Consider the following 20,697-nt stretch of genomic DNA (forward strand, 5'->3'; position numbering starts at 1 on the left):
ACCCTGAGGGTAGTGAAGGAGGCCTTCACTACCTTCAGGCGGGCACGGGCACCGGTACCGAGTGGGTCACCGGGGTCGTGAGTGGCGATTCGGGTGAGAACCCGAATCGCCACTCACGACCACCTGTACCGACGCACTCCTGGAGACTTCTCCAACCATGCTGCTTGATCATGGAGACTCCTCCATAGCGAGCCATCGGCCCGCCCCTGTTTGCTGAAGGCATGAGCAGAACGGAAGTGCCACCGGGGACCGCCAAGGCCGTCCGGGTGGCCGCGGGGGATCTGGTGCGGGTGATCGACGTCGACGGCGGTCAGGTCGGCGACGTGTTCGCCTTCGCGGGCAACGGGACCGAACTGTCCGAGCACCACAGCGCGGCGCACACCCGCGCCGGGATCGACAGGCTGTTCCCCGCCGTCGGCGAGTCCTTCGTGACCGACCTGCGCCGCCCGATCCTGACGCTGGTCGACGACACCTCACCCGGCGAGCACGACATGCTCATCCCGGCGTGCGACCCAGCCCGATACGGGGCGCTGGGCGCTCCGGGCCACCGGTCCTGCGCCGCGAACCTGCGTGAGGCGCTGGCGGACGAAGGCCTCGGCTTCACGGGCCCGACGCCGCAGCCGATCAACGTCTTCATGCGCGTCCCTGTCGGCGAGAGCGGGCGGCTGACGTGGCTGACCGCGAACTCGCGGCCCGGCGACGCGGTGACCCTGCGCGCCGAGATGGACTGCGTCGTCGTGGTCTCCGCCTGCCCGCAGGATCTGGTGCGCATCAGCGACGCCGGACTCTCCCCGCTCGCCATCGAAACCATCCACAATGGAGGAACTCGGTCATGACGACCACCGTCGAACACCCCGCACTGGCCCCGATCGCGCTCGGCGGCCTCGCCCTGCGCAACCGCTACGCCGTCGCCCCGATGTCCCGCGTCTCGGCCGGCCCCGGCGGCACCCCGACCGGCGAGATGGCCGACTACTACGCCGAATTCGCCCGCGGCGGCTTCGGGCTCGTGTTCAGCGAGGGCACCTACCCCGACACCGCGGCCAGCCAGGGCTACCTCAACCAGCCGGGCCTCGCGCGGGACGAGCACGTCGCGGGCTGGCGAGTCGTCACCGCCGGAGTCCGCGCGGCGGGTGGCCGGATGATCGCCCAGCTCATGCATGCCGGGGCGATCTCCCAGGGCAATCCGCACCAGGACCACACCGTCGCTCCTTCGGCCGTCCAGCCGCGAGGGGAGATGATGCGCGCGTACGGCGGCTCCGGGCCGTGGCCGGTCCCCCGCGAACTCACCACCGCCGAGATCGACGACGTCGTCGACGGTTTCGCGGCCGCGGCCGTGCGGGCCCGTCAGGCCGGGTTCGACGGCGTCGAGGTGCACGCGGCGAACGGGTACCTCCTCGACCAGTTCCTCACCGATTACACCAATCGGCGCACCGACTCCTACGGCGGACCGGTCGCGAACCGGATCCGGCTGACCGCCCGCGTCGTGACCGCCGTCGCGGAGTCGGTGCCGGCACTGGTGACCGGGGTGCGACTGTCGCAGACGAAGGTCAACGACTTCACCTACCGCTGGCCCGGGGGCCGCGATGACGCCGAGGTGATCTTCGCCGCGGTCGCCGAGGCGGGCGCGCAGTACCTCCACATCGCCAGCGAGGGCCGGAACTGGCTCGAGACGGCGAAGCTGGCTGACGGCGGCACCATCACCGCCCTCGCCCGGCAGGTCACCGGGCTGCCGGTGATCGCCAACGGCGGGATGCACGACCTCACGCAGGCGCAGGAGGTGCTCACCGGCGGGCACGCGGACCTGCTCTCACTCGGGCACGGCGCGCTGGCCAACCCCGATCTGCCCGCCCGCGTCGCCGCGGCGGAACCCCTGGCCGAGTTCGACCGGGCGATGGTCTCCCCGACGGTCACGGTGGCGAACGCGCGCCGCTGGCGGGAGAGTCGGCAAGCGTGACTGAACCCAGCTGGCACGGCGGCGCGGCCGCGGTGGCGACCCTGACCTTCGACGTGGACGCGGAGTCCCCGATCCTCGCGCGAGGACGGGGCTACGCCGACCACCTCTCGACCATGTCCCATCAGGCGTACGGACCCCGGGTCGGGGTGCCGCGCATCCTCGACCTGCTCGACGAACTCGCCGTACCCGCGACGTTCTTCGTGCCGGGCTGGGTCGCCGAACAGCGGCCCGGCCTCGCCGCCACGATCGTGGAACGCGGGCACGAGGTGGCCCACCACTCCTACAGCCACCGTCCGCCGACCACGATGACCGCTGCCGAGCACCGTGCCGATTTCGAGCGGGGCATGGCGGTCTTCGCGGCACAAGGCATCGAGATCAGCGGACATCGTGCGGCGGGCTGGGAGTCCACTTGGGACACTCCGGCGCTGGTGGCCGAGCACGGGCTGAGCTACGACTCGTCGCTGATGGCCGACGACCGGCCGTACCTGATCGACACCGGGGCCGGCCGGATCGCGGAGCTGCCGGTGCACTGGTCGCTCGACGACTGGGAGCAGTACGCGTTCCTTCCCGCGCCGCAAGTGGGCTCGGTGATCACGTCCCCGGTGCGGGTGCTGGAGATGTGGCGCGCGGAGCTGGACGCGATGCGCCGCTACCGATGCCTGTTCAACCTGTGCCTGCACCCGTTCCTCTCGGGCAGGCCGGGACGGCTCGCGGCGGTGCGCTCGCTCATCGAGTTCGGGCTCGGCCTCGGCGACGTCCGGTTCGCCCGGTGCCGAGACGTGGCCGCCGCGGCGCTGGCCGACCCCGCCTTGCCCGCGGAACCCTTGCGGCGCCTCGAAATCGACCCGGCGGTCTACCCGGACTGAGCCGCCTCCAGTGCCAGGAACAGGTCGACCCGGTCCGCGGTCCGGCCGACGTCGCGGCCGGTCAGCTCGGTGACCTTGGCCAGCCGGTTGCGCAACGTGTTGACGTGCACGTACAGCGCCGCGGCGGTGGCCGCCCACTGGCCGTCGTGGTCGAGGAACGCCCGCAGGGTCGTCTCCAGGTCGCCGTCGCGGACGCGGTCGTGCTCGCGCAGCGGGCCGAGCAGGGCGTCGGCGAAGGTCTGCCGCCACTGCTCGTCGTGCGACTCCAGCAGCAGGCGATAGCTGCCCAGCTCCGCGAAACTCGCCGCGACCGGGCCGCTACGCCTGCCCCTGAGCGCGCGGCAGGCTTCGCGGCTGCGTGACAGCGGCACCCGCAGTTCGGCCGCGCCGGGCACGGGATCGGCGAGCCCGACGACCACGCGCCCTCCGGCGAGGCGGTGCGACACCGCCGCCGCCAGCCGGGGCGCGAAGGCGGCGGGCGACTGCCGTCCCGAACGGAACGGCAGCACCGCGACGACGTCCTGGCTGCCCGCCGCCACGACCGCGGGCAGCCCGTCCGCGAGCAGGAAGTCCGTCACGGCCTCCGCCATCCCCGGCGGGGTCGCGGCGTCGTCACCGGCGAACGCCAGCGCGATCACCGCCAGCGGCCCGTCAGGGTCGACGCCGAAGGCACGCAGCCTGCCGGGTACCTCCGCGGCGCGCTGCGCGCCGGACAGCACCATGTCCAGCAGTTCGACGGCGAACCGCATCTCGATCGCCTGCACCGCCTGATGCCGGGCCACCTCCAGGCTGAGGTAGCGGGCGGTCTGCTCCAGCGCGTCCCGCTCCTCGCGCGTCAGGTCGGCCACGGGCCGCAGGCACAGCAGCGCGGCGTCCGCGTCGCCGATCGCGCCCACGGGGAACAACGCCACCCGCGTCCCCGCGCCGAGATCCGCCTCCAATGGCGGTGGATGCCCGGCCAGCGCCTCCGCCGCGGCGCGCGACTGCCCGGCGTCCAGCCCGGCACCGGCCGACGCGAGTTCCCGGCCCATCCGGTCCACGACGGCCAGCGGAAGCTCGTGCTCACGACGGAGGACCGCGAGCACCCCGGACGCGCCCGCGCCTCGCGACAGCGCCGAGGTCAGCTCGTCCCCTCTGCGTACCAGAGACAGCAAAGCGTTCTGCCGGTCAGTGGCCTGGATCGCCGCCGCGGCACGGGTGACCGCCGTGAACGGCACCGCCACCGAGATCTCCAGCAGGGGCAACCCGGCTTTCCGGCAGGCGTCGGCGAGCTTCGGAGGAGTGTCGCGTTGCTCCACCCGCAGGCCGAAGATGATCCCCGCCGCTCCGGCGCCGGCCACTCGCGCGACGAACTCCGCCGGCTCGACGCGGTCCAGCCACAGGCCGTTGGTCAGCACGACCTCGTGTTCGCGCACGTACGGCCCGGGGTCGGGAAGCTCGGTGTTGTGCACCCACAGCACCTGTTCGGCCAGTGCCCCGTCGCGGCCGGGGACGACCACCCGCAGTTCGAGCGCCGGGTCGTCGGCCAGGGCCGCCAAGGTCAGCATGACTGTGAATATATCCAGCCGGGTACGTCCTTTATGGATGAACGGCCATTTCATCGTTTTGTCATGAGCGCTGGTTAGCGTCCCTCGAAGCCCCTTCAGGATTCGAGGAGAACCACTGTGACGGCTGTTTCCCGCACGATCGCCGAGCGCTACACCCTGCTCGAGGAGCTGGGTCGCGACGGGACGGCCGTGCTGTGGCGTGCCGAGGACGGGCCGGAGGGCGACCGGGTCGCGATCAAGGAGCTGCGGCTTCCCAGCCACGAGCCCGCCCTCGTCGAGCGGCTCCAGCGCGAAGCCCGTGTCGCGGTTGGTCACCCGTCGGTGGTGCCCGTCCACGACGTCGTGGTGACGGACGGGACGGCGTTCATCGTGATGGGCCCCGTGGAAGGGCGGACTCTGGAGGACGTCGCGTCCGCGGGTCCGCTACCGCCGCGGTTCGTGGCGGACATCGGCGGACAGGTACTGGGCGCGCTCGCCGCCGCGCATACGGCGGGCGTCGTGCACGGGGACGTGCGGCCCGCGAACATCCTGGTGGCTCCCGACGGCACCGTGAAACTGACCGGTTTCGGGATCGCCAAGGCCCTCGACCCGGCCGGCACCCCCGCGTTCCTCGCCCCCGAAACGATCGCGGGGCACGAAGCCGCTCCCCATTCCGATCTCTGGTCGCTCGGCGTGACGCTGCTCAGCGCGAGCGAGGGCGGGAACTTCTTCCAGCGGGCGAACGTCGCGGCCACGCTGTACGCCGTCGTCAACGAGCAGCCGCCCTTCAACCGGACCCCCGCGCCGCTCGCGGACGTCCTCCGCGGGCTGCTGGCGAAAGCGCCGCAGGCACGCATGCTGCCGGACCAAGCGCTCCCGCTGCTGGCACTGGCCGCGAGCGGGGTCGAAACCCCGGTGCCGCAGCCGCCTTCTCCCGGGCTCGAAACGCCTTCGATGCCCGCGATCCTGGCCGGCGTGGCGAGCATCCTGTTCGGCTTCTACGTCCTGACCGACGCGATGATGATCCACCAGGCGTACCTGTTCGACGTGTTCTGGCCGCCGATGCTGCTCGCCCGCGTCGGCATCGTCCTGGCGGGCGTGTTTTCGATCGTCGGTGGCGGTCTCCTGTTCGCCCGCGTCCGCCGCGGGCAGGTCATGACCGCCGTCGGCGCGGGGCTGACGTTACTCAGCCTGCTCCTGCTTCAGACGTTGGACGAACGGGAATACCTGGGCATTCCCCTGTATCCGGGGCTCGCTCTCGATCTCGTCGCCCTCGTCTTCGCCGCCGTGCTGGTCATCGGCGTGTGGCTGGTTCCGGCCAAGCGCCCTGCTGTGGGCTGATCCGCTCACAGCAGAGAAACCGGCGGACGGCCGGGCCCCGGCGGCATGGTCGGGGCATGACCGACTACGAGAAACAGCCACTCTTCGACCAACGGCTCCGGGAACGGTTCTTCAGCCAGCGTGTGCTGGTCCTCGACGGCGCGCTCGACGACGACAACGGCACGGTCCTCACCACCCAGCTCCTGTCACTGGCGAGCGAGGACCCGCGCAAGGACATCGCGTTGTGGATCCATTCGCCGGGCGGTTCGGTCCCCTCGATGCTGGCCATCCGCGACGTGATGCGGCTCGTACCGTGCGACGTCGCCACCCTCGCGCTGGGACTCGCGTGCAGTGCCGGGCAGTTCCTGCTTTCCGCGGGCACCCCGGGCAAACGGTTCGCCTTGCCGCACGCGCGGATCCTGATGCACCAGGGTTCGGCGGGCATCGGCGGTTCGGCCGTCGAGGTGGAGGTGCAGGCGGACGACCTGCGCTACACGCGGGACACGGTGCTCGGCCTCATCGCCGACGACACCGGGCAGCCCATCGACCGGATCTTCGCCGACTCGCTCCACGATCGCTGGTTCACCACCGAGCAGGCGCGCGAATACGGCTTCATCGACCACATCGTCGAGAGTCTCGACCAGGTCGTCCCCGTCCGCACGCACAAACTCGGCCTCGGCACGGAAAGGGGTGCGGGCGCATGAGCACCTACACCATCCCCAACGTCATCTCCCGCAGTCCCGCCGGCGAGCGGATCATGGACGTCTACTCGCATCTGCTGTCGGAGCGGATCATCTACCTCGGCACCGCGATCGACTCCGGGGTCGCCAACGCGCTGATCACCCAGCTGCTGTACCTGGAGGCGGACAACCCCGAGCAGGAGATCAACCTCTACATCAACACCGAGGGCGGCGACCCGTCGGCGATGCTCGCGTTGTACGACACCATGCGCTTCATCAAGGCGCCGGTGGCCACGACCTGTGTCGGCCAGGCCGTCGCGGCGGGCGCGATCCTGCTGGCCGCGGGCGAGGCGGGGCACCGGTTCGTGCTGCCCCACACCCGGGTGGTGCTGCACCAGCCCGCCGCGCAGGGCCGCGGCACCATCCCGGACCTCATCCTCCAGGCCGACGAGGTCGTGCGGGTGCGGACGCAGCTTGAGGAAATCCTTTCCGCGCACACCGGCCGCGCCGTCTCCGATCTCCGGCACGACACCGACCGGGACCGCGTGTTCGACGCTGCGGGCGCGGTCGCGTACGGGCTCGCGGACCGCGTTCTCGACGAGCGAGCTTAGGCGCTGTCCGGTAAGTCTGTCCGATGGGCTTCGTGACTTGCCGGACAGCACCTAGGCGGCCATGAGCACGGGCCCTCGCGGACGGCGGCCGACCGCGAGACCCGTGCTGCCGCCACGGCTGATCGTGCCCGCGATACCGAAGAGCAGATCCGCCAGGTCGATCCCGAGCGCGCCGGTGACCGCGGCGATCATCTCGCTGGACGGTTCCTTGCGGCCGCGTTCGATCTCGGACAGGTACTGCGGCGAGATCCCGGCGCGTTCCGCGACGTCGACGAGGCGGCCGCCCTGGTCCTCCCTCGCGGCGCGCAGGCTCTTCCCCAGCACGTCACGCCACAGCGGCTCCGGTTCGGGACGCTTCTGGTGGAAAGGGAGGATGTCCGCCATACGATCATCGTGACATTCCGCCAGGGCGCGCGTGCGCCGTTCCGCTCAAGGCGAAACCGAGCCCCGGAAGGCGCGCCGGTACGCGCCCGGCGTCGTGCCCACCTGATCGCGGAAACGCCGCCGGAGGTTCACGGCCGACGTCAACCCGACTCGGGTCGCGATCACCTCCACCGGCAAGCCGGTCTCCTCCAGCAGGGTGCGCGCCTCGGTCACGCGCCGCGTCAGCAGCCATGCCCCCGGTGTGGTCCCCAACTGGTCGGCGAAACGCCGGGCGAGCGTGCGGGGCGAGACATTCAGGTGCGCGGCCAGATCGCCCACCGACAACGGTGTCCCGAGGCGTTCGCCCGCCCACTCGAGGAGGCCGTCCAGTTCGTCGCCGGGCGGCGGCGCCGGGACGAACTGCGCCTGACCACCGTCGCGGTGCGGCGGCATCACCATGTGCCGGGCGACGAGGGCGGCGTGCGCGGCCCCGTGGTCACGCCGGACGAGGTGCAGGCAGAGATCGATCCCCGCGCCCGCCCCGGCACTCGTGGCGACGTCGCCGTGGTCCACGTAGAGCACATCCGGTTCCACGCGTACCCGCGGGAACTCTTCCCGCAGCCGGGAAGCACGCGCCCAGTGCGTGGTCGCCGCCCTGCCGTCCAGCAGTCCGGTGCGGGCCAGCGCGAAAACGCCGGAGCAGATCGTGACGAGCCGCGCTCCCCTGGCGTGCGCGCGCAGGAGCGCCCTGCGCACGGGGGCCGTCAAGGGTGCCTCCACCGGCGACCAGCCGGGGATGAGCACCGTGTCGGCGCCGGCGAGCGCGGACAGGCCCCGGGTCACGGACATCGCGTACCCGGCCGTGGTGGGCACCGGGCCGGGTTTCTCCGTGCAGACGTCGAATTCGTAGTACCGCGGCACCCCCGGGCGCTCCGTGCCGAAGACCTCGGCGGCGATCCCGAGTTCGAAGGTCGACTGCACGGGCCGCACCAGTGCCATCACGCGATGCATGGCAGGAAAGTACCCCATGGTGTCTTCCCTGACACTGTCCGGCGGCAGGGCGGTCGCGGCACGATGAAGTCATGCACCCCGAGATCCTAGCCCAAGAGGGCTACACTTCCTTCCCCGTCAAGGAATCCCCGGTTCGCGAGCTGTTCCCCGGGATCCGTCTTCGTCCACTGTGGACAGGAGCCGACGGCGCGCACGCCAACGTACTGGAAATGGATCCCGGCACCTCGTGGCCGCACCGCGACGTCCACGAACCGGGCCCCGAAGAGGTGTTCGTCGTCTCCGGCACCTTCAACGACGGTGCTCGCGACTATCCGGCAGGGACCTTCCTGCACGCTCCGGCCGGTTCGTGGCACGTGCCCGCGTCGGCGACCGGGTGCACGCTCTTCCTCTTCTACCCGGAGGGCTGAATCTCCAGGAACTCCAGAACCCGTTGCCAGGTCAGGGTCGCCGCGTCGAGCCAGCCGGGGAGCGCGCGGGTGGCGACGGTGGACCACTCGATCCGGTCCTTCAGCGTGAAACCGTCTTCGAGCGTGGACGCGGTCTCGCCGCGGTAGAGGTCCGGGGTGGTGACCTCGTGTCCGGCGGCGCGCAGCCGCTCCGCCGCGTCCAGCTCCGCCTGCCGTAACCCCAGTACCGAGTGGAACAGCACGACGTGGGTCATCCGACGACCGACAATCCACTCTCGGTCGCCAGGATCCCCGCGACCGAGACGGCTTGTTCGCCGGTGATCTTCGCGCCGCGCAGGGTCACCAACCCACGGACACCGGACAATCGCGAGCCGCGGAGATCGCAGTCCAGCGCGCCGGTCGCGGCGAATTCCGTGTCCGTGAACTCACAGTCCACAAAGGTCAGCAGGGACAGGTCGCCGGAGAACACCGTCTCCCGGAACGAACAGCCGGAGAACACGACCGAACCCTTCACCCGCTCGACCGTCACCGACGCGTAGTCGAACCGCGCGTTTTCGACGTAGAGATCGACGGCCGACGTGATCGCCACCCCCAGCCCGATCGCCCGGCAACGAAGGATTTCGACCCGGCGCGCGGTCAGTTCGCGGATCGCCGCGTTCGACAGGTCGACCCCTTCGAGGATCACGTCGGAGAGCGCCAACCTGTCGAGGCGCGCGTTCGCCAGGCTCACGTCGGAGACGAGGGAATGCGCGATCTCGCCGCCGCCACGGACCCCGTCCTGGTCGCCGCCGTCGAGACGGACCGAGTCGAAGTCGAACTCGCCCCGGAACACGGCGGGTTCGCTGTCGAGGCCGTCGCCTTCGACGGAAGGGCGCCGCACCTTGATGCCGTCGAAATCCCGGAAGTCCATGATCCGGACCGTACCGCAGCCCAGCGCGTGAAGGCCCCTTCCCTTCGCTGAGCCGAGGGAAGGGGCCTTCACGTGCTGGGCAGGCCGTAGGTCAGTCCCGGACACCCTTTACGGCGTCCTTGATCTTCTCGCCGGCCTGCTTGACGTTGGCCTTGCCCTGCTCGGTCTTGCCTTCCGCCTGCCACTGCTCGTTGTCCGTGGCGTCCCCGGCGGCTTCCTTGGCCTTGCCTTTGAGCTCTTCGACCTTGTTCTCGGCCTTGTCGTTCATCAGGGCCTCCCTTCGTTGTCCGCCGTCTCCGGATACCCCGCTTCCGCCTCCGGAAACGGCGGATCCGCTGTTCACCGGCCGTTCGCGACGGCCCCAGTAGGGGCGAACCGCTCCGCAGAGGGCGATGACCCGCTCACCGAGGCCGGGGTCCGGATTGCAGACAGGACAGCAGGCGTGGGCCGCCCGTTCGATTTCGGCCGTCATCCGCCACCTCCAGGTTCGGCTTGGTGTCCGGCCCTGTAGGTCGTTATACATACTTTCAGTCCTTTTCGCCGCAGGGCGGTACGGCATCGGATCCGAGTGCGACGCGTCCGCCGTCCCGAATCCTCCGCAAAGGGTTCACGAGGACGAATACCGCGCCACAGCAGATGATCCCTGCCGACAGCACCAGTCCGGGCAGCGTGCCGAAGACCGTGCCGACGAAGCCGGCGGCAAGGCCACCCAGGGTTCCGGTGCCGAAGACCACGGAGAGCGCGGTCCCGTTGACCCTGCCCATCAGTTCCGGTGGCGTGATGCGCTGAACCAGGCTCAGCACGTGGATGTTGAAGACCGAGTCGGCGAAACCGATGAGGAACTGGCTCACGATCAGCGTGGTCAACGCGGCTTCGTTTCCACCGATCGGCAACAGCAGGAAGCCCGATCCGGTCAGCAGGATCGAGGTGGCCAGCGTCCGGCCGAGGGTGATCCTGCGGGCGATCGCACCGGACGACACCGCGCCGAAGATCAGGCCGACCGTGCCGATCGCGAACGCGAGACCGACGGCCCCCGGGCTCAGCTTTCCGTCCCCGTAGGCGAAGACCAGTACCAGGGTGTTCCCCGTCGCCACGCCGAGATTCACCGTCGTGCTCGCGAACATCAGATTGCGCAGCCGGGCGTCCGACAACAGCATCGCCAGGCCCTCCCCGGCCTCTCTCAACGCCGATCGCGGCTCCCCGGCCCTCGCCGGGGGCGGCTCGCGGTGGCGCATCAGCGTCAGTGTCAGCAACGAAGCGAGAAAGGACAGGGCGTCGGCCAGGATCGCCAACGCGGTGCCGAGGATCTGCATCAGCCCGCCCGCGGCGCCCGCACCGCCGACCTCGGCGACCGCGCGAGAGGTTTGCAGCCGTTCGTTCCCCGCCACGATGCCCTCAGGTCCGGCGAGTACCGGCAGATAGGACTGGACGGCGATCTCGAAGAAGACCGTCAGGACGCCGACCACGCCGGCGACCACGAACAATTGGGTGAGGGTGAGAACGTCGAACAGGTAGGCGACCGGGATCGACCCCATCGCCACCAACCTGCCGGCGTCGGCCCCGATCATGGTCTCGCGAAGCGGCAGCCGGTCGACCCACACACCCGCCAGGGTGCCGATCAGCACGAACGGCAGAAATCTCAGCGCGGCCAGCAGTCCGACGTCCCATGCGGTCCCGCCGAGCCCGAGCAAGGCGGCGGTCGGCAACGCGATCCGCGAAACCTTGTCGCCGAACGCGCTGATCGTCTGGCCGATCCACAGGCGCCGGAAGTCGCCGGGGAACGCGAAAGATGAAGGCATCGAAATCCGATCACTGGAAGGAAAATCGAGCCTAAGATCCAATAGACGTCAAAGCCGGGTCGGTTATTCGAAGTCGAGGAGAGCGGGAAATGCCCCAGCGGCCGGTCGGTTCCGGGGGAATCGCGGGAATGATCCAGCTGCACCAGGCGGCGCCCCTGATCGAGCGACAGCACGCGATCATCGAGCTCCTGCGGGTTCGGGCGCCGCGCCGGGTGACGGGCGCGAGGCTCGCGGAGGGCACCGGGGTGAGCCTGCGGACCGTGGAACGCGACATCGCCCGTCTGCGCGAAGCGGGCGTTCCCATCACCATTCACCGCGGGCCGCGCGGCGGCTACGGCATCGACGCACGACCCGTGCTGCCGCCGATCTCTCTGACGCCGGGCGAAGCCTCGGCGCTCATAGCCTCCTTGGTCGCCGTCGGTCCGTACACCTCGGCGGTGGCACAGTCCGCGCTGGGCAAGATCCTCGAAGCGCTCACCGGAAATGACCTCCGGTAACGAGTGAACGGCCATCCCCCGATCGTGGCTCACCGGGCCCTGAATGGCCGATGTGCCTCTACGGTGTCCGGTTCCATCGTTCCGACGCATGGCTAGCGACTTGCAACGGCGCAAGATCTCGGGCGTCTTCGCCGCGATGGACGCCGACGGCGACGGTTTCCTTCAGGAGCAGGACTTCCAGGCGTTGGCCGAGCGCTGGGCACGGCTGCGCGGCCCGGGTGACGAGCGGCGCCTGACCGGCATCATGCTGAGCTGATGGGCGACGTTGCTGGCGGCCTCGGATCTGAACCGCGACGACAAGGTGACCCTGGACGAGGTCCTGCTGGTGGTGGACAAGCTCCCGGACATGCCCGAGGCCGTGACCGCGACCGCCGACGCGATCGACGAGAACGGGGACGGCCTGATCTCCGCGGCGGAGTACCGCCAGTTGATCGAGGTCTGGAACGGCCGCCCCGCCGACACCGACGCCACCTTCCCGCTGCTGGATTCCGATGGCGACGGAATGCTGTCCCGGGACGAGTTCGCCGCGCTGTGGCTGGATTTCTGGGCGGGTGACGACGCTGAGGCGCCGGGCACCCTGGTCTTCGGACCACTCGCGGCCTGACCCGTCGCGGCTTTCGGGCCGACCCGGCGTCCATACGGGCCAGACCCCGCCGGGTACCACGTCATGAACGCCCTGCCGGCTCACGATGGCGGACGTGGACGCCGTACGGGAAACCGGCTCGATGGTCTCGAGCGCCATCGCGCTGTGTCTGCGGGACCGGTGGACGGAAGCGACCGAACTGTTGGCGGAAAACGATTCCTGGCGCACGGAATCGGCGGTTTCCGCCATGTTGGGTGAACTCTTCGGCGGCCTGGCCGAGCTCTGGGACGGCCGTTGCGCGCGGTTCGGCGCGAATCTGACCGAGCGCGAGCGGTGGCCGTTGAGGACGGTGCCGCGGCACCGGAACGACCAAGTCACCTCGTACGTCACCGCGTTGCTGGTGCTGGGCGAACGAGCCCGCGCGGAAAAACTGCTCGCCGACGAGGCCTTTCCCGAAACCGGTCTGCGTGACAGCGATCGTTCGATACTCGCGGCCATGCGCGGCCGGCCCGCCCGCGCGATCGACTTCGCCCGCCGCTCCGTCGCCGACCGTTCGCGGCGCGGCTACGACATCGGCTCGGCCGCGGCGCACCTGTCGACCGTGTCGGTCCTGCTGTCACAGGGACGGTCCACCGAGGCACGGGGATTGCTGGCCGCCGCCCGCGCCACGGCGCCGACGCTGGCGCATCTGCTCGACATCGCGGAAGCCCGCGTCGACGTCGCGTCGGGCGAAACCGACCGCGCCGTCCGGCGCCTGCACGCGGCCACCCGCGGACTCGCCGTCGGCACGGACATCGCCTGGGCCGAACTCGCCGAGCTCGCGTTGCGAAGGAACGACCGCGCATCGGCGAAGCAGGCACTCGACGCGCTGGAGGACCTCGCCACCGCGATGCCGACGGGCCGGGTGTTGCTGCATCGCCATCTGGTCCGGGCCTGCCTCGGTGAGGAGCCCGCCGATGAATGCCTCTGGCTGGCCCGCGAACGCGACCAGCCGCTCGAACTGGCCGTCGTCACCGAACGCCTGGCCCGGCACCGCGCGTAAGACACGTGCGTGAAGCCGGATCTCGCGTGTTTCCAGCCGGAAGACGCGGTGCGGCCTCCGATCACGCGAGTTCCGTCTCCAGACACGCGAGTTCGGGTTCCGGTCAGATCACCCCGGCCCGCACCGCGTACGCGACGGCGTGCGGCCGGTTGCGCAGCTTCAGCCGTCCGGTGATGCCCTGGATGATGTGCTTCACGCTGCGTTCCGAGTAGCTGAGCTCGCAGGCGATCTCGACGGTGTCCTTGCCCTCGGCCATCAGCCGCAGGACGTCGATCTCCCGGGTGGTGAGCCCGGCGGTGTTGACGCCCATCGGGTCGAGCACCTCGCGTTGCAGCCGCTCGACGTGCTTGAGCAGTTCGCCGAGCAGGCTCGGCGGGAGCACTCCGCCGCCCGTGGCCGCCGCGCGGACGGCGTGCGCCAGCCGTTCGCCGGTCGTGGCCGACCGCGGCAGGACCGCCACCACCCGGCATTCGATGGCGGGCACGAGTTCCGCCTCGCTGATCTGGCTCACCACGAGTACCACCGGCTTGCCGTCCTCGGCGGCGAGCCGCCGCAGCCAGAGCACGATCTCCGGCGTCAGGCATTCGGCGGCGAACACCAGTACGTCGGTCTCGGCGCGCCGCTCCCAGTCCCTGATGTCGATCCCCTGCTGCGTGCCCAGCTGGCTGGCCAGGCCGGCAGTGGTGATCGGGTCGGGCGCGTGCACCGCCACGGTGATCTGTCGGGTTTCCGTGTCCACTTCGTCCCCTCCGCTTGTCCGCGGCCCCAGTCGGATGGGACACAGTCTGCGAAGGAGCTCTTCACGAAGTCTCCACGAGTTCTCAACGAGGCGTGAAGGACTTCGTGGCCTGCTGAAACGCGTCGACGTACTTGGGAAGCTCGTCCAGGATCTCGCGGAGCCTGCCCTCGGGTCCGGTGTAGTCCGGGTCGGCGAGAAGGGCGTAGCCGAAGGCCAGCGTCCGCCGAAGCTCGGTGATGCGGGCTTCGGCCTCATCTGCGTCGAGGACCAGCCTGCCGTTCCGGGCGAGGCTGAGCAGGACATCGCCGGCGAAGTGTTCCTGATCCTGGCTCACTGTCACAGCATGCACAGCCGCGCATGCCTTCGAACAGCGCCGGAGGACATTCTGCCCCTGGGAACGCCCGGCTTTGCCCGGTCGCCCCTCGCCTGAACGGGGTCTGAAACCCACATGAACGGACATCCGACTGTCCACGAACCGGCATGATCCGGGCTCAAGGGCCGAAACCCACACGGTGAGTGCCCGATTGATTGCGAAACCCACATCGCCGCCACTAGGCTTTCCGCTGAGCAGGACACTCTTTTTCGGCAGTCGGACGCACAGGCGGCAGGTCATGGACGAGGTTTCCTCGCTGACGGTGCGGCTGCTGGGCGGTTCCCCCGCCCGCCACGGCGGAGGCGAGATCGCGCTGGGTCCCGCCCAGCGTCAGGCGGTGTTCGCCACGCTCGCCCTGCGCGCCGGCCAGTTCGTCTCCCGCAAGGAGATCATCGACGCCGTCTGGGGCGAGCGGCCCCCGGACAGCGCCACCGGCATCGTGTACACCTACGTCTCCGCGCTGCGCCGCGCGCTGGAGCCAGCGGGCGAACCGCTCGTCGCCAGCCGTGCCGGCTACAGCCTCGACCTGCCGAAGCAGCAGGTCGACGTCCATGTCTTCGAAGCGGAGCTGGAGCGGGCCCGCGCGCACCGGCTCGCCGGCTCGCACGAACGGGAGCTGGAATCGCTTCGCTCCGCGCTCGGGCAATGGCGGGGTTCCGCGCTCGGCGGGATCCCCGGGCCGTTCGCCGAGACCCAGCGCACCCGGCTGAACGAGCTGCGGATGAGCGCGCTCGAACGCCAGGCCGAGGTCGCGCTGCGCCTTGGCGGCTACCGCGAGCTCGTGGGCGAGCTCGCCGTGCTGGTCGAGCGCCATCCGTTGCGCGAAGGCCTGCACCGGATGCTGATCACCGCGTTGTTCCGGTCAGGCAGGCAGGCCGAGGCGCTGGCCGCGTTCGACCGCGCCCGCGAGACGATCATCGAGCAGTCCGGTCTCGAACCCGGGCCGGAACTGCTCATCCTGCGGCAGCGGGTCCTGGACGACGATCCGGCACTGCACCAGCAGGACCGGCCGGCACGGCATCGGCAGGCCCATGCCGTGCCCGAACGACCGTCCACCCTCGTCGGCCGGGAGTTCGAACTCCGCCGGGTGCGCCGTCACCTGGCCGCACTGCTGGACGAAGGCCGCGGCGGGACGATCTGGCTGGACGGCGAGGCGGGCGGCGGCAAGAGCGCGTTCCTGGCGGAGGCCCTCGCCGACGCGAGGAGCCGCACGCGCTGGGTCGAAGCCGACGAGCTGACCGGCGCGGTCCCGCTGAGCCTCATCGCCGACAGCCTCGGCGGCGAAGCACTCGAAGATCTCGGCAAAACGGTCACCGAACTGTGCGAAGAAGGGCCGCGGGTGCTCGTCTTCGAAGACCTGCACTGGGCCGACGAGGAAAGCCTGCTCGCCTGGCAGCGGCTGCACCGGTTCACCGCGCACCTGCCACTGCTGCTGATCGGCTCGGCGCGGCCCCTCCCCCGGCGCCGCACCCTCGAAGTCCTCCGCTCGCGGCTCGACGGGGACGTCATCTCACTGCCGCCGTTCGACGGCCCGGCCGTCGCCGCGCTCGCCGAGGAAACCTTGGCCAGGGACCCGGGCGAAGACTTCCTCGGGTTCGCCGCCGGCTACAGCGCCGGGAACGTCGGCTACCTGTGCGAGCTGTTCGCCGGATTCGCCGACGGGCGCGAGCCCGACGTCACGCCGCACAGCAGGCTCGCCGCCGTGGTCGAAGATCATCTCGCCGCGCTTTCCGTGCCGTGCAAGCGAACGCTGAACTCGGCGGCACTGCTCGGCTCGTCGTTCACGGTCGCCGACCTGACGGGTGTCACCGGCCGCGAGCTGCGGGCGCTCATCGGAGCGGTCGAAGAGGCGCTCGCCGCGCGCGTGCTGGAAACCGAGGGAGAACGGCTGCGGTTCCGTGTCCCGCTGGTGCGGGAGGTGTTCGCCGCGAACACCCCGCCCGCCATCCGCGCCGTGCTGCACCAGGAGATCGCCGCGACCATGGCGGGCTCCGGCGCGCCCGCGGACCGCGTCGCCGAGCAGCTGCTCCAGGTCGGCGACGAGCTGACGGCCCGTTGGATCCCGCAGTGGCTGCTCGACAACGTCCGCGCGCTGCCAACCGGACCGGCGGCCGAACTGCTCCATTTGCTTTCCCACCAAAGAGATCTGACCGAGGATCAGCACCGGAGCCTGGCGGGCGAGCTCGCCGCGCTCCTTTTGCCCGAAACAGGGGCCACGCCCTCCTGGTCCGCGCGGCCCTGGTGCGCGCCGCTGCACACACTCGCCCGGGTGCGCGACCGAACCGCACCGAGGACGTCCTAAACTGCGGGGACACAGTAGTGATCCGGCCACTTTCGGTGCATGACGAGAAATGGAGCCGGCGTGACGAACGGGCTGCGCGTCGAGCTGCTCGGGCCGCCTCGTGCCTGGCTCGACGACGTCGAGCTGAAGCTCGGGCCCGCCCGGCAGCGCGCGGTCTTCGCCACCCTGGCGGCGCGCCGCGGCCAGGCGATCTCCCTCGGCGAACTGATCTCGGACGTCTGGGGCGAGTCGGCGCCCGCCAGCGCCACCGGCAGCGTCCACACCTACGTCTCCGGCCTGCGCGGCGCGATCCGCAAGGCAGGCGGTGAGGCGCACGAGGTCCTGAGTTCGTCCGGGTCGAGTTACGTACTGCGGCTGGACAGGGAAGCGCTCGACGTCAGCCGGTTCGAACAGGACGCGGCGGCCGCCCGGCGGCTGCTCGCCCACACCGATCAGCAGGGCGCGGCCGCCCGGCTCACCACCGCGCTCGATCTCTGGCGCGGCGAGGCCTACTCCGGCGTGCCGGGCCCGTTCGCCGAAGCGGAACGCGTCCGGCTCACCGAACTCCAGCTCACCGCCACCGAACTGCGCGCCACGGCCCTGCTCGGCATCGGTGACCACCGCGAAGTGGTGGCCGAACTGACCGCGCTGGTGCAGCGGCACCCGTTACGCGAGTCGTTGCACGAAACGCTCATGCGCGCCCTGCACGCCAGCGGGCGGCAGATCGAAGCGCTCAGCGCGTATCGCGAGGCCAGGCGAATACTGCGGGACGAACTCGGCGTCGAACCCGGTGCCCCGCTGCGTGAGCTGCACCAGCGCATCCTGGACGGCAGCGAAAAACCTGTCACCCGACCGAAACCGGTTCCGGTCCGCGTCGTGCCGCCGCCGGTCGCCAAGGCGATCGAACGTGGCGGCCAGGGCCGCCTGCCCGGCCGCGCCCGGCAGGTCGAGCGGCTGGACGGCTTCGTCACCGACGTGCTCGCCGGCCGCGGCCGCCCGGTCTGGCTCGAAGGCGAACCGGGCATCGGCAAATCGGAACTGCTGATCGCCGGGCTGGCGGGCGCCGCGGCGCGTGGCTGCCAGCTCGCCTGGACCGCGGCCGACGAGCTGCGGCAACGGTTCCCGCTGCAGGTGATCATGGAATGCCTCGGGGTGCACCACGGCGCGGCCGATCCGGCCAAGGCCAAGCTGGCAGGCGAGCTGCACGCCGAACCCGCGCACGGGAACTGGGGTCCCGCCGACCCGATCTTGTCCACTGTGGACAAATTGCTGGCGCTGGTCGACGAGACCTGCGCGGCGGGCCCGCTGGTGCTGGTGATCGACGACCTCCACTGGGCGGACGAGGCGAGTGTGCTGCTGTGGCAGCGGCTGGCCGCCGCCACCCGTCAGCTGCCGCTTCTGCTGGTCGCCGCCACGCGCACCGGGCACGGCCGCCGCGACCTCGCCCAGCTCCGTCGCGGGGTCGAGGCGAGGGACGGCGAGATCATGCCGGTCGAAGTGCTGACCGACGACGACATCGCCGCCGTGTTCGAGGTGGTCCTCGAAGCCAAGCTCGGGCCGAGCCTGCGCCCGCTGGTCCGGCGCGCGGCAGGGAACCCGCTTTACGCCAGGGAGATCGCGCACGACCTGGTCCGCACCGGCTCTCTGCGGATCAAGGACGGCGTGGCCGAGGTGACGCTGGACGGCACCGAGAACGCGCCGCGGTCGCTGCTGGCGGCGGTGGCCAGGACGCTGGAATGCCTCGACCCCGGCACAACCGAGATCCTGCGGACGGCCTCACTGCTCGGCGCGGAGTTCGCCGTCGAGGACCTCGCCGCGCTGGCGGACAAGGGCCCGCTGGAGGTCCTGCGGGAGCTGGAGCCCGCCACCACCGCGGGCGTCATCGAGTACGCCGGCGACAAACTCGCCTTCCACCATCCGTTCCAGCGTCAGGCGCTCTACGGCGCCATCGCGGAACCGATCCGTGCCGCGTTGCACCGGCGCGCCGCCGAGTCGCTCGCGCGCGCGGGCGCGCCGATCAAACGGGTCGCCGAGCAGCTGGCGGCCGGGCCGGTGCCGTTCGATCCGTGGCTGGCGGGCTGGCTCACCGCCAACCACGTCGCGGTGTCCAACCGCGCGCCGCATATCGCGGCCGACCTGCTCCGCGGCGCGCTCGACAGCACGGTGCCCACCCGCGAGCAGCGGGAGACGCTGATCGCGGCGCTGGTGCGCGTGCTGTTCCGGCTCGAACTGGCGCCCGAGGCGGAAGCCGAGCAAGCGGTGAAGACCGTCACCGACAAGGCGGATCTGGCGCAGATGCGGCATTTCCTCGCCGCGCTGCGGTACCGGCGGGGCGACACGCCTGGCGCGATCGAGGCACTCGCCGACACCGCGGACGACCCGTCGATGCCGGAGCTGTGGCGCACCAGCACCCGGACACTGCTCGCCAACTTCCGGCGCGGCACGCTCGCCGATCTCGACGAGACCGAGCGGATCGCGCGGGGGCTGCACGCCGAGGCGGCGGAGGCGGGCGAACGCTATCCCGCCGCGCACGCGCAGCAGACGTTGTGGCTCGTGCACTCGATCCGCCGCGAGCACGACCGGGCGCTGACCGCGATCGACGCGGCGCTCGAGACCACCGGCGACGAGTCCGACCTGGCGACCCTGCGGTTCGACCTCCTCGACAACCGCCTGTTCACCCTGCAGAACCTCGACCGGCTCGCCGAGGCCGACGCCACGCTGCACGCCGGGTACGAGACGGCCGCGCGGCACGGCCTGCCGACCGGTCCGCAGGTCTCGGCGGCCGTGCACTACTACTGGACCGGCCGCTGGGACGAGGCGCTGGCCGAATTGGACTCGGTCACCGAGGACGGCCCGGCGATCACCTTCTACGGTGTCCGCGAGCCGGGCGCCGCCGCCCTGCTGTTGCACGGGGTCGCCGCCCTCATCGCGGGCCATCGCGACGAACGCGTCGCCGTCCGCGCCCATCTGGAAGCGGCCGAGGCGCACTCTCCGTCGAACTCGTCCGAGCGCGAGAGCTGCGACTTCTACCTGGCGGCACAGGCGATGGCCGCCGAGCAACGCGGCGAACTCGACGACGCGCTGCGGCTGTTCGCGCCGGTGCTGCGCCCCGACTACGCCCGGATGATGCTGCGCCACCAATGGCTTCCCGACGTCGTCCGCGTCGCGCTCGCCGCCGGGAACGACGCCGTCGCACAGGACGCGCTCGCCGTCTGCGCCGAGGAGGCGAGCCAGGAGACCGTTCCCGCCAGGGCCACCGCGGCCGCTCTCCGGTGCCGGTCGCTGATCGACGGCGACCCCGAAGGCATGCTGGCCGCGGCCGATCACTACCGCGAGGTCCACCGCCCGATCGAACTCGCGGCCGCGCTCGAGGACGCCGCCGAACTGCTCGGCCGCGCCGGTTACCTCGAAGCGGCGACCCGTTCGCTCACCGAAGCGTGCGAGGTGCTCGGCGAGGTCGGGGCCACCTGGAGCATCCGCCGGGCGGAAAGCAGGCTGCGCCGCTACGGCGTGCTGAGCCGCGCCGAGCGGAGTCCCCGGCACAGCGGGGCGCTCTCGCCGCTGGAACTGCGGGTCGCGCGGCTGGTGGCGGCGAAGCTGTCGAACCCGGAGATCGCCGCCGAGCTGAGCCTGCCGCGGCGGACGGTGCAGTCGCTGGTGTCCAGGGTCCTGACCAAACTGCACGCCGATTCCCGGCTCACCGTCGGCGACCAGCTGCCGAGACGACTCGCGTGA

At 70.9% G+C, this 20,697-nt stretch carries 20 protein-coding genes and 1 pseudogene; 12 read left to right on the forward strand and 9 right to left on the reverse strand.

Annotation, left to right across the window (positions count from 1 at the left end):
• Positions 1–221 precede the first annotated feature (221 nt).
• From AC0685_RS39135 to AC0685_RS39145, 3 genes are read left to right on the forward strand one after another with little or no spacing between them, the layout of a single operon-like run.
• Positions 222–836: a DUF1989 domain-containing protein gene (locus AC0685_RS39135; protein WP_478230115.1), complete on the forward strand. Its 615-nt coding sequence runs from the start codon at positions 222–224 to the stop codon at positions 834–836.
• The gene (locus AC0685_RS39140; protein WP_478230116.1) at positions 833–1,954 is read left to right on the forward strand and encodes an oxidoreductase; all 1,122 of its coding nucleotides are present in this window, start codon (positions 833–835) and stop codon (positions 1,952–1,954) included. Before AC0685_RS39135 ends, AC0685_RS39140 begins: the two co-directional genes overlap by 4 nt.
• Positions 1,951–2,820: a polysaccharide deacetylase family protein gene (locus tag AC0685_RS39145; protein WP_478230117.1), complete on the forward strand. Its 870-nt coding sequence runs from the start codon at positions 1,951–1,953 to the stop codon at positions 2,818–2,820. The genes AC0685_RS39140 and AC0685_RS39145 overlap by 4 nt, the downstream gene beginning before the upstream one ends.
• On the opposite strand, the gene AC0685_RS39150 is transcribed toward AC0685_RS39145, so the two are convergent.
• Positions 2,808–4,367 (reverse strand): helix-turn-helix domain-containing protein, encoded by a 1,560-nt coding sequence (locus AC0685_RS39150; protein WP_478230118.1) that lies wholly within the window; start codon positions 4,365–4,367, stop codon positions 2,808–2,810. The genes AC0685_RS39145 and AC0685_RS39150 overlap by 13 nt on opposite strands.
• Before the next feature lie 117 nt (positions 4,368–4,484).
• Between AC0685_RS39150 and AC0685_RS39155 the strand changes: the two genes are divergently transcribed.
• Genes AC0685_RS39155 through AC0685_RS39165 form a run of 3 tightly spaced genes read left to right on the forward strand, consistent with a single transcriptional unit; the run spans position 4,485 to position 6,957 of the window.
• Positions 4,485–5,687 (forward strand): serine/threonine-protein kinase, encoded by a 1,203-nt coding sequence (locus AC0685_RS39155; RefSeq protein WP_478230119.1) that lies wholly within the window; start codon positions 4,485–4,487, stop codon positions 5,685–5,687.
• Between the two features lie 56 nt (positions 5,688–5,743).
• Positions 5,744–6,370: a ClpP family protease gene (locus AC0685_RS39160; protein WP_340688205.1), complete on the forward strand. Its 627-nt coding sequence runs from the start codon at positions 5,744–5,746 to the stop codon at positions 6,368–6,370.
• Positions 6,367–6,957, forward strand: a complete 591-nt coding sequence (locus AC0685_RS39165) for a ClpP family protease (RefSeq protein ID WP_016335566.1) — start codon at positions 6,367–6,369, stop codon at positions 6,955–6,957. Before AC0685_RS39160 ends, AC0685_RS39165 begins: the two co-directional genes overlap by 4 nt.
• 51 nt (positions 6,958–7,008) lie before the next feature.
• Here the strand turns inward: AC0685_RS39165 and AC0685_RS39170 are convergent, their stop codons facing one another.
• Together AC0685_RS39170 and AC0685_RS39175 are read right to left on the reverse strand one after the other, a co-directional pair.
• Positions 7,009–7,341, reverse strand: coding sequence for a helix-turn-helix domain-containing protein (locus tag AC0685_RS39170; RefSeq protein ID WP_125682088.1), 333 nt, complete (start codon positions 7,339–7,341; stop codon positions 7,009–7,011).
• Positions 7,342–7,386: 45 nt separating this feature from the next.
• On the reverse strand, positions 7,387–8,331 hold the full coding sequence (locus tag AC0685_RS39175) for a GlxA family transcriptional regulator (protein ID WP_478230120.1): 945 nt from the start codon (positions 8,329–8,331) through the stop codon (positions 7,387–7,389).
• 71 nt (positions 8,332–8,402) lie between these two features.
• On the opposite strand from AC0685_RS39175, the gene AC0685_RS39180 reads away from it, so the two are divergent.
• Positions 8,403–8,738, forward strand: coding sequence for a cupin domain-containing protein (locus AC0685_RS39180; RefSeq protein ID WP_478230121.1), 336 nt, complete (start codon positions 8,403–8,405; stop codon positions 8,736–8,738).
• On the opposite strand, the gene AC0685_RS39185 is transcribed toward AC0685_RS39180, so the two are convergent.
• From AC0685_RS39185 to AC0685_RS39200, 4 genes are all read right to left on the reverse strand, one after another.
• On the reverse strand, positions 8,723–8,992 hold the full coding sequence (locus tag AC0685_RS39185) for a hypothetical protein (RefSeq protein ID WP_478230122.1): 270 nt from the start codon (positions 8,990–8,992) through the stop codon (positions 8,723–8,725). The two genes, AC0685_RS39180 and AC0685_RS39185, sit on opposite strands and share 16 nt — an antisense overlap.
• Positions 8,989–9,648: a pentapeptide repeat-containing protein gene (locus AC0685_RS39190; RefSeq protein WP_478230123.1), complete on the reverse strand. Its 660-nt coding sequence runs from the start codon at positions 9,646–9,648 to the stop codon at positions 8,989–8,991. The genes AC0685_RS39185 and AC0685_RS39190 overlap by 4 nt, the downstream gene beginning before the upstream one ends.
• Before the next feature lie 91 nt (positions 9,649–9,739).
• A complete protein-coding gene (locus AC0685_RS39195; RefSeq protein WP_340688199.1) occupies positions 9,740–9,916 on the reverse strand; it encodes a CsbD family protein in 177 nt (58 codons plus the stop codon).
• A 259-nt stretch (positions 9,917–10,175) separates the two neighbouring features.
• Entirely contained in the window at positions 10,176–11,447 is a 1,272-nt protein-coding gene (locus AC0685_RS39200) for an MFS transporter (RefSeq protein WP_478230124.1), read from the reverse strand.
• Positions 11,448–11,536: 89 nt separating this feature from the next.
• Between AC0685_RS39200 and AC0685_RS39205 the strand changes: the two genes are divergently transcribed.
• The 3 genes and pseudogenes from AC0685_RS39205 (at position 11,537) to AC0685_RS39215 (ending at position 13,569) form a co-directional block, all read left to right on the forward strand.
• A complete protein-coding gene (locus tag AC0685_RS39205) occupies positions 11,537–11,944 on the forward strand; it encodes a helix-turn-helix transcriptional regulator (protein ID WP_478230125.1) in 408 nt (135 codons plus the stop codon).
• Between the two features lie 88 nt (positions 11,945–12,032).
• Positions 12,033–12,548, forward strand: a pseudogene (locus AC0685_RS39210) (EF-hand domain-containing protein).
• 94 nt (positions 12,549–12,642) lie between these two features.
• Positions 12,643–13,569 carry a hypothetical protein gene (locus AC0685_RS39215; protein WP_478230126.1) on the forward strand — a complete coding sequence of 309 codons (927 nt, stop codon included), beginning with the start codon at positions 12,643–12,645 and terminating at the stop codon, positions 13,567–13,569.
• Between the two features lie 103 nt (positions 13,570–13,672).
• On the opposite strand, the gene AC0685_RS39220 is transcribed toward AC0685_RS39215, so the two are convergent.
• Together AC0685_RS39220 and AC0685_RS39225 are read right to left on the reverse strand one after the other, a co-directional pair.
• The gene (locus tag AC0685_RS39220) at positions 13,673–14,308 is read right to left on the reverse strand and encodes a helix-turn-helix transcriptional regulator (RefSeq protein ID WP_478230127.1); all 636 of its coding nucleotides are present in this window, start codon (positions 14,306–14,308) and stop codon (positions 13,673–13,675) included.
• Between the two features lie 82 nt (positions 14,309–14,390).
• Positions 14,391–14,642: a hypothetical protein gene (locus tag AC0685_RS39225; protein ID WP_478230128.1), complete on the reverse strand. Its 252-nt coding sequence runs from the start codon at positions 14,640–14,642 to the stop codon at positions 14,391–14,393.
• Positions 14,643–14,919: 277 nt separating this feature from the next.
• Between AC0685_RS39225 and AC0685_RS39230 the strand changes: the two genes are divergently transcribed.
• Complete coding sequence (locus AC0685_RS39230) at positions 14,920–16,983, forward strand: BTAD domain-containing putative transcriptional regulator (protein WP_478230129.1); 2,064 nt, start codon at positions 14,920–14,922, stop codon at positions 16,981–16,983.
• A 60-nt stretch (positions 16,984–17,043) separates the two neighbouring features.
• Complete coding sequence (locus tag AC0685_RS39235) at positions 17,044–20,697, forward strand: BTAD domain-containing putative transcriptional regulator (RefSeq protein WP_478230182.1); 3,654 nt, start codon at positions 17,044–17,046, stop codon at positions 20,695–20,697.

The sequence above is a fragment of the Amycolatopsis sp. NPDC043889 genome, from assembly GCF_056435645.1.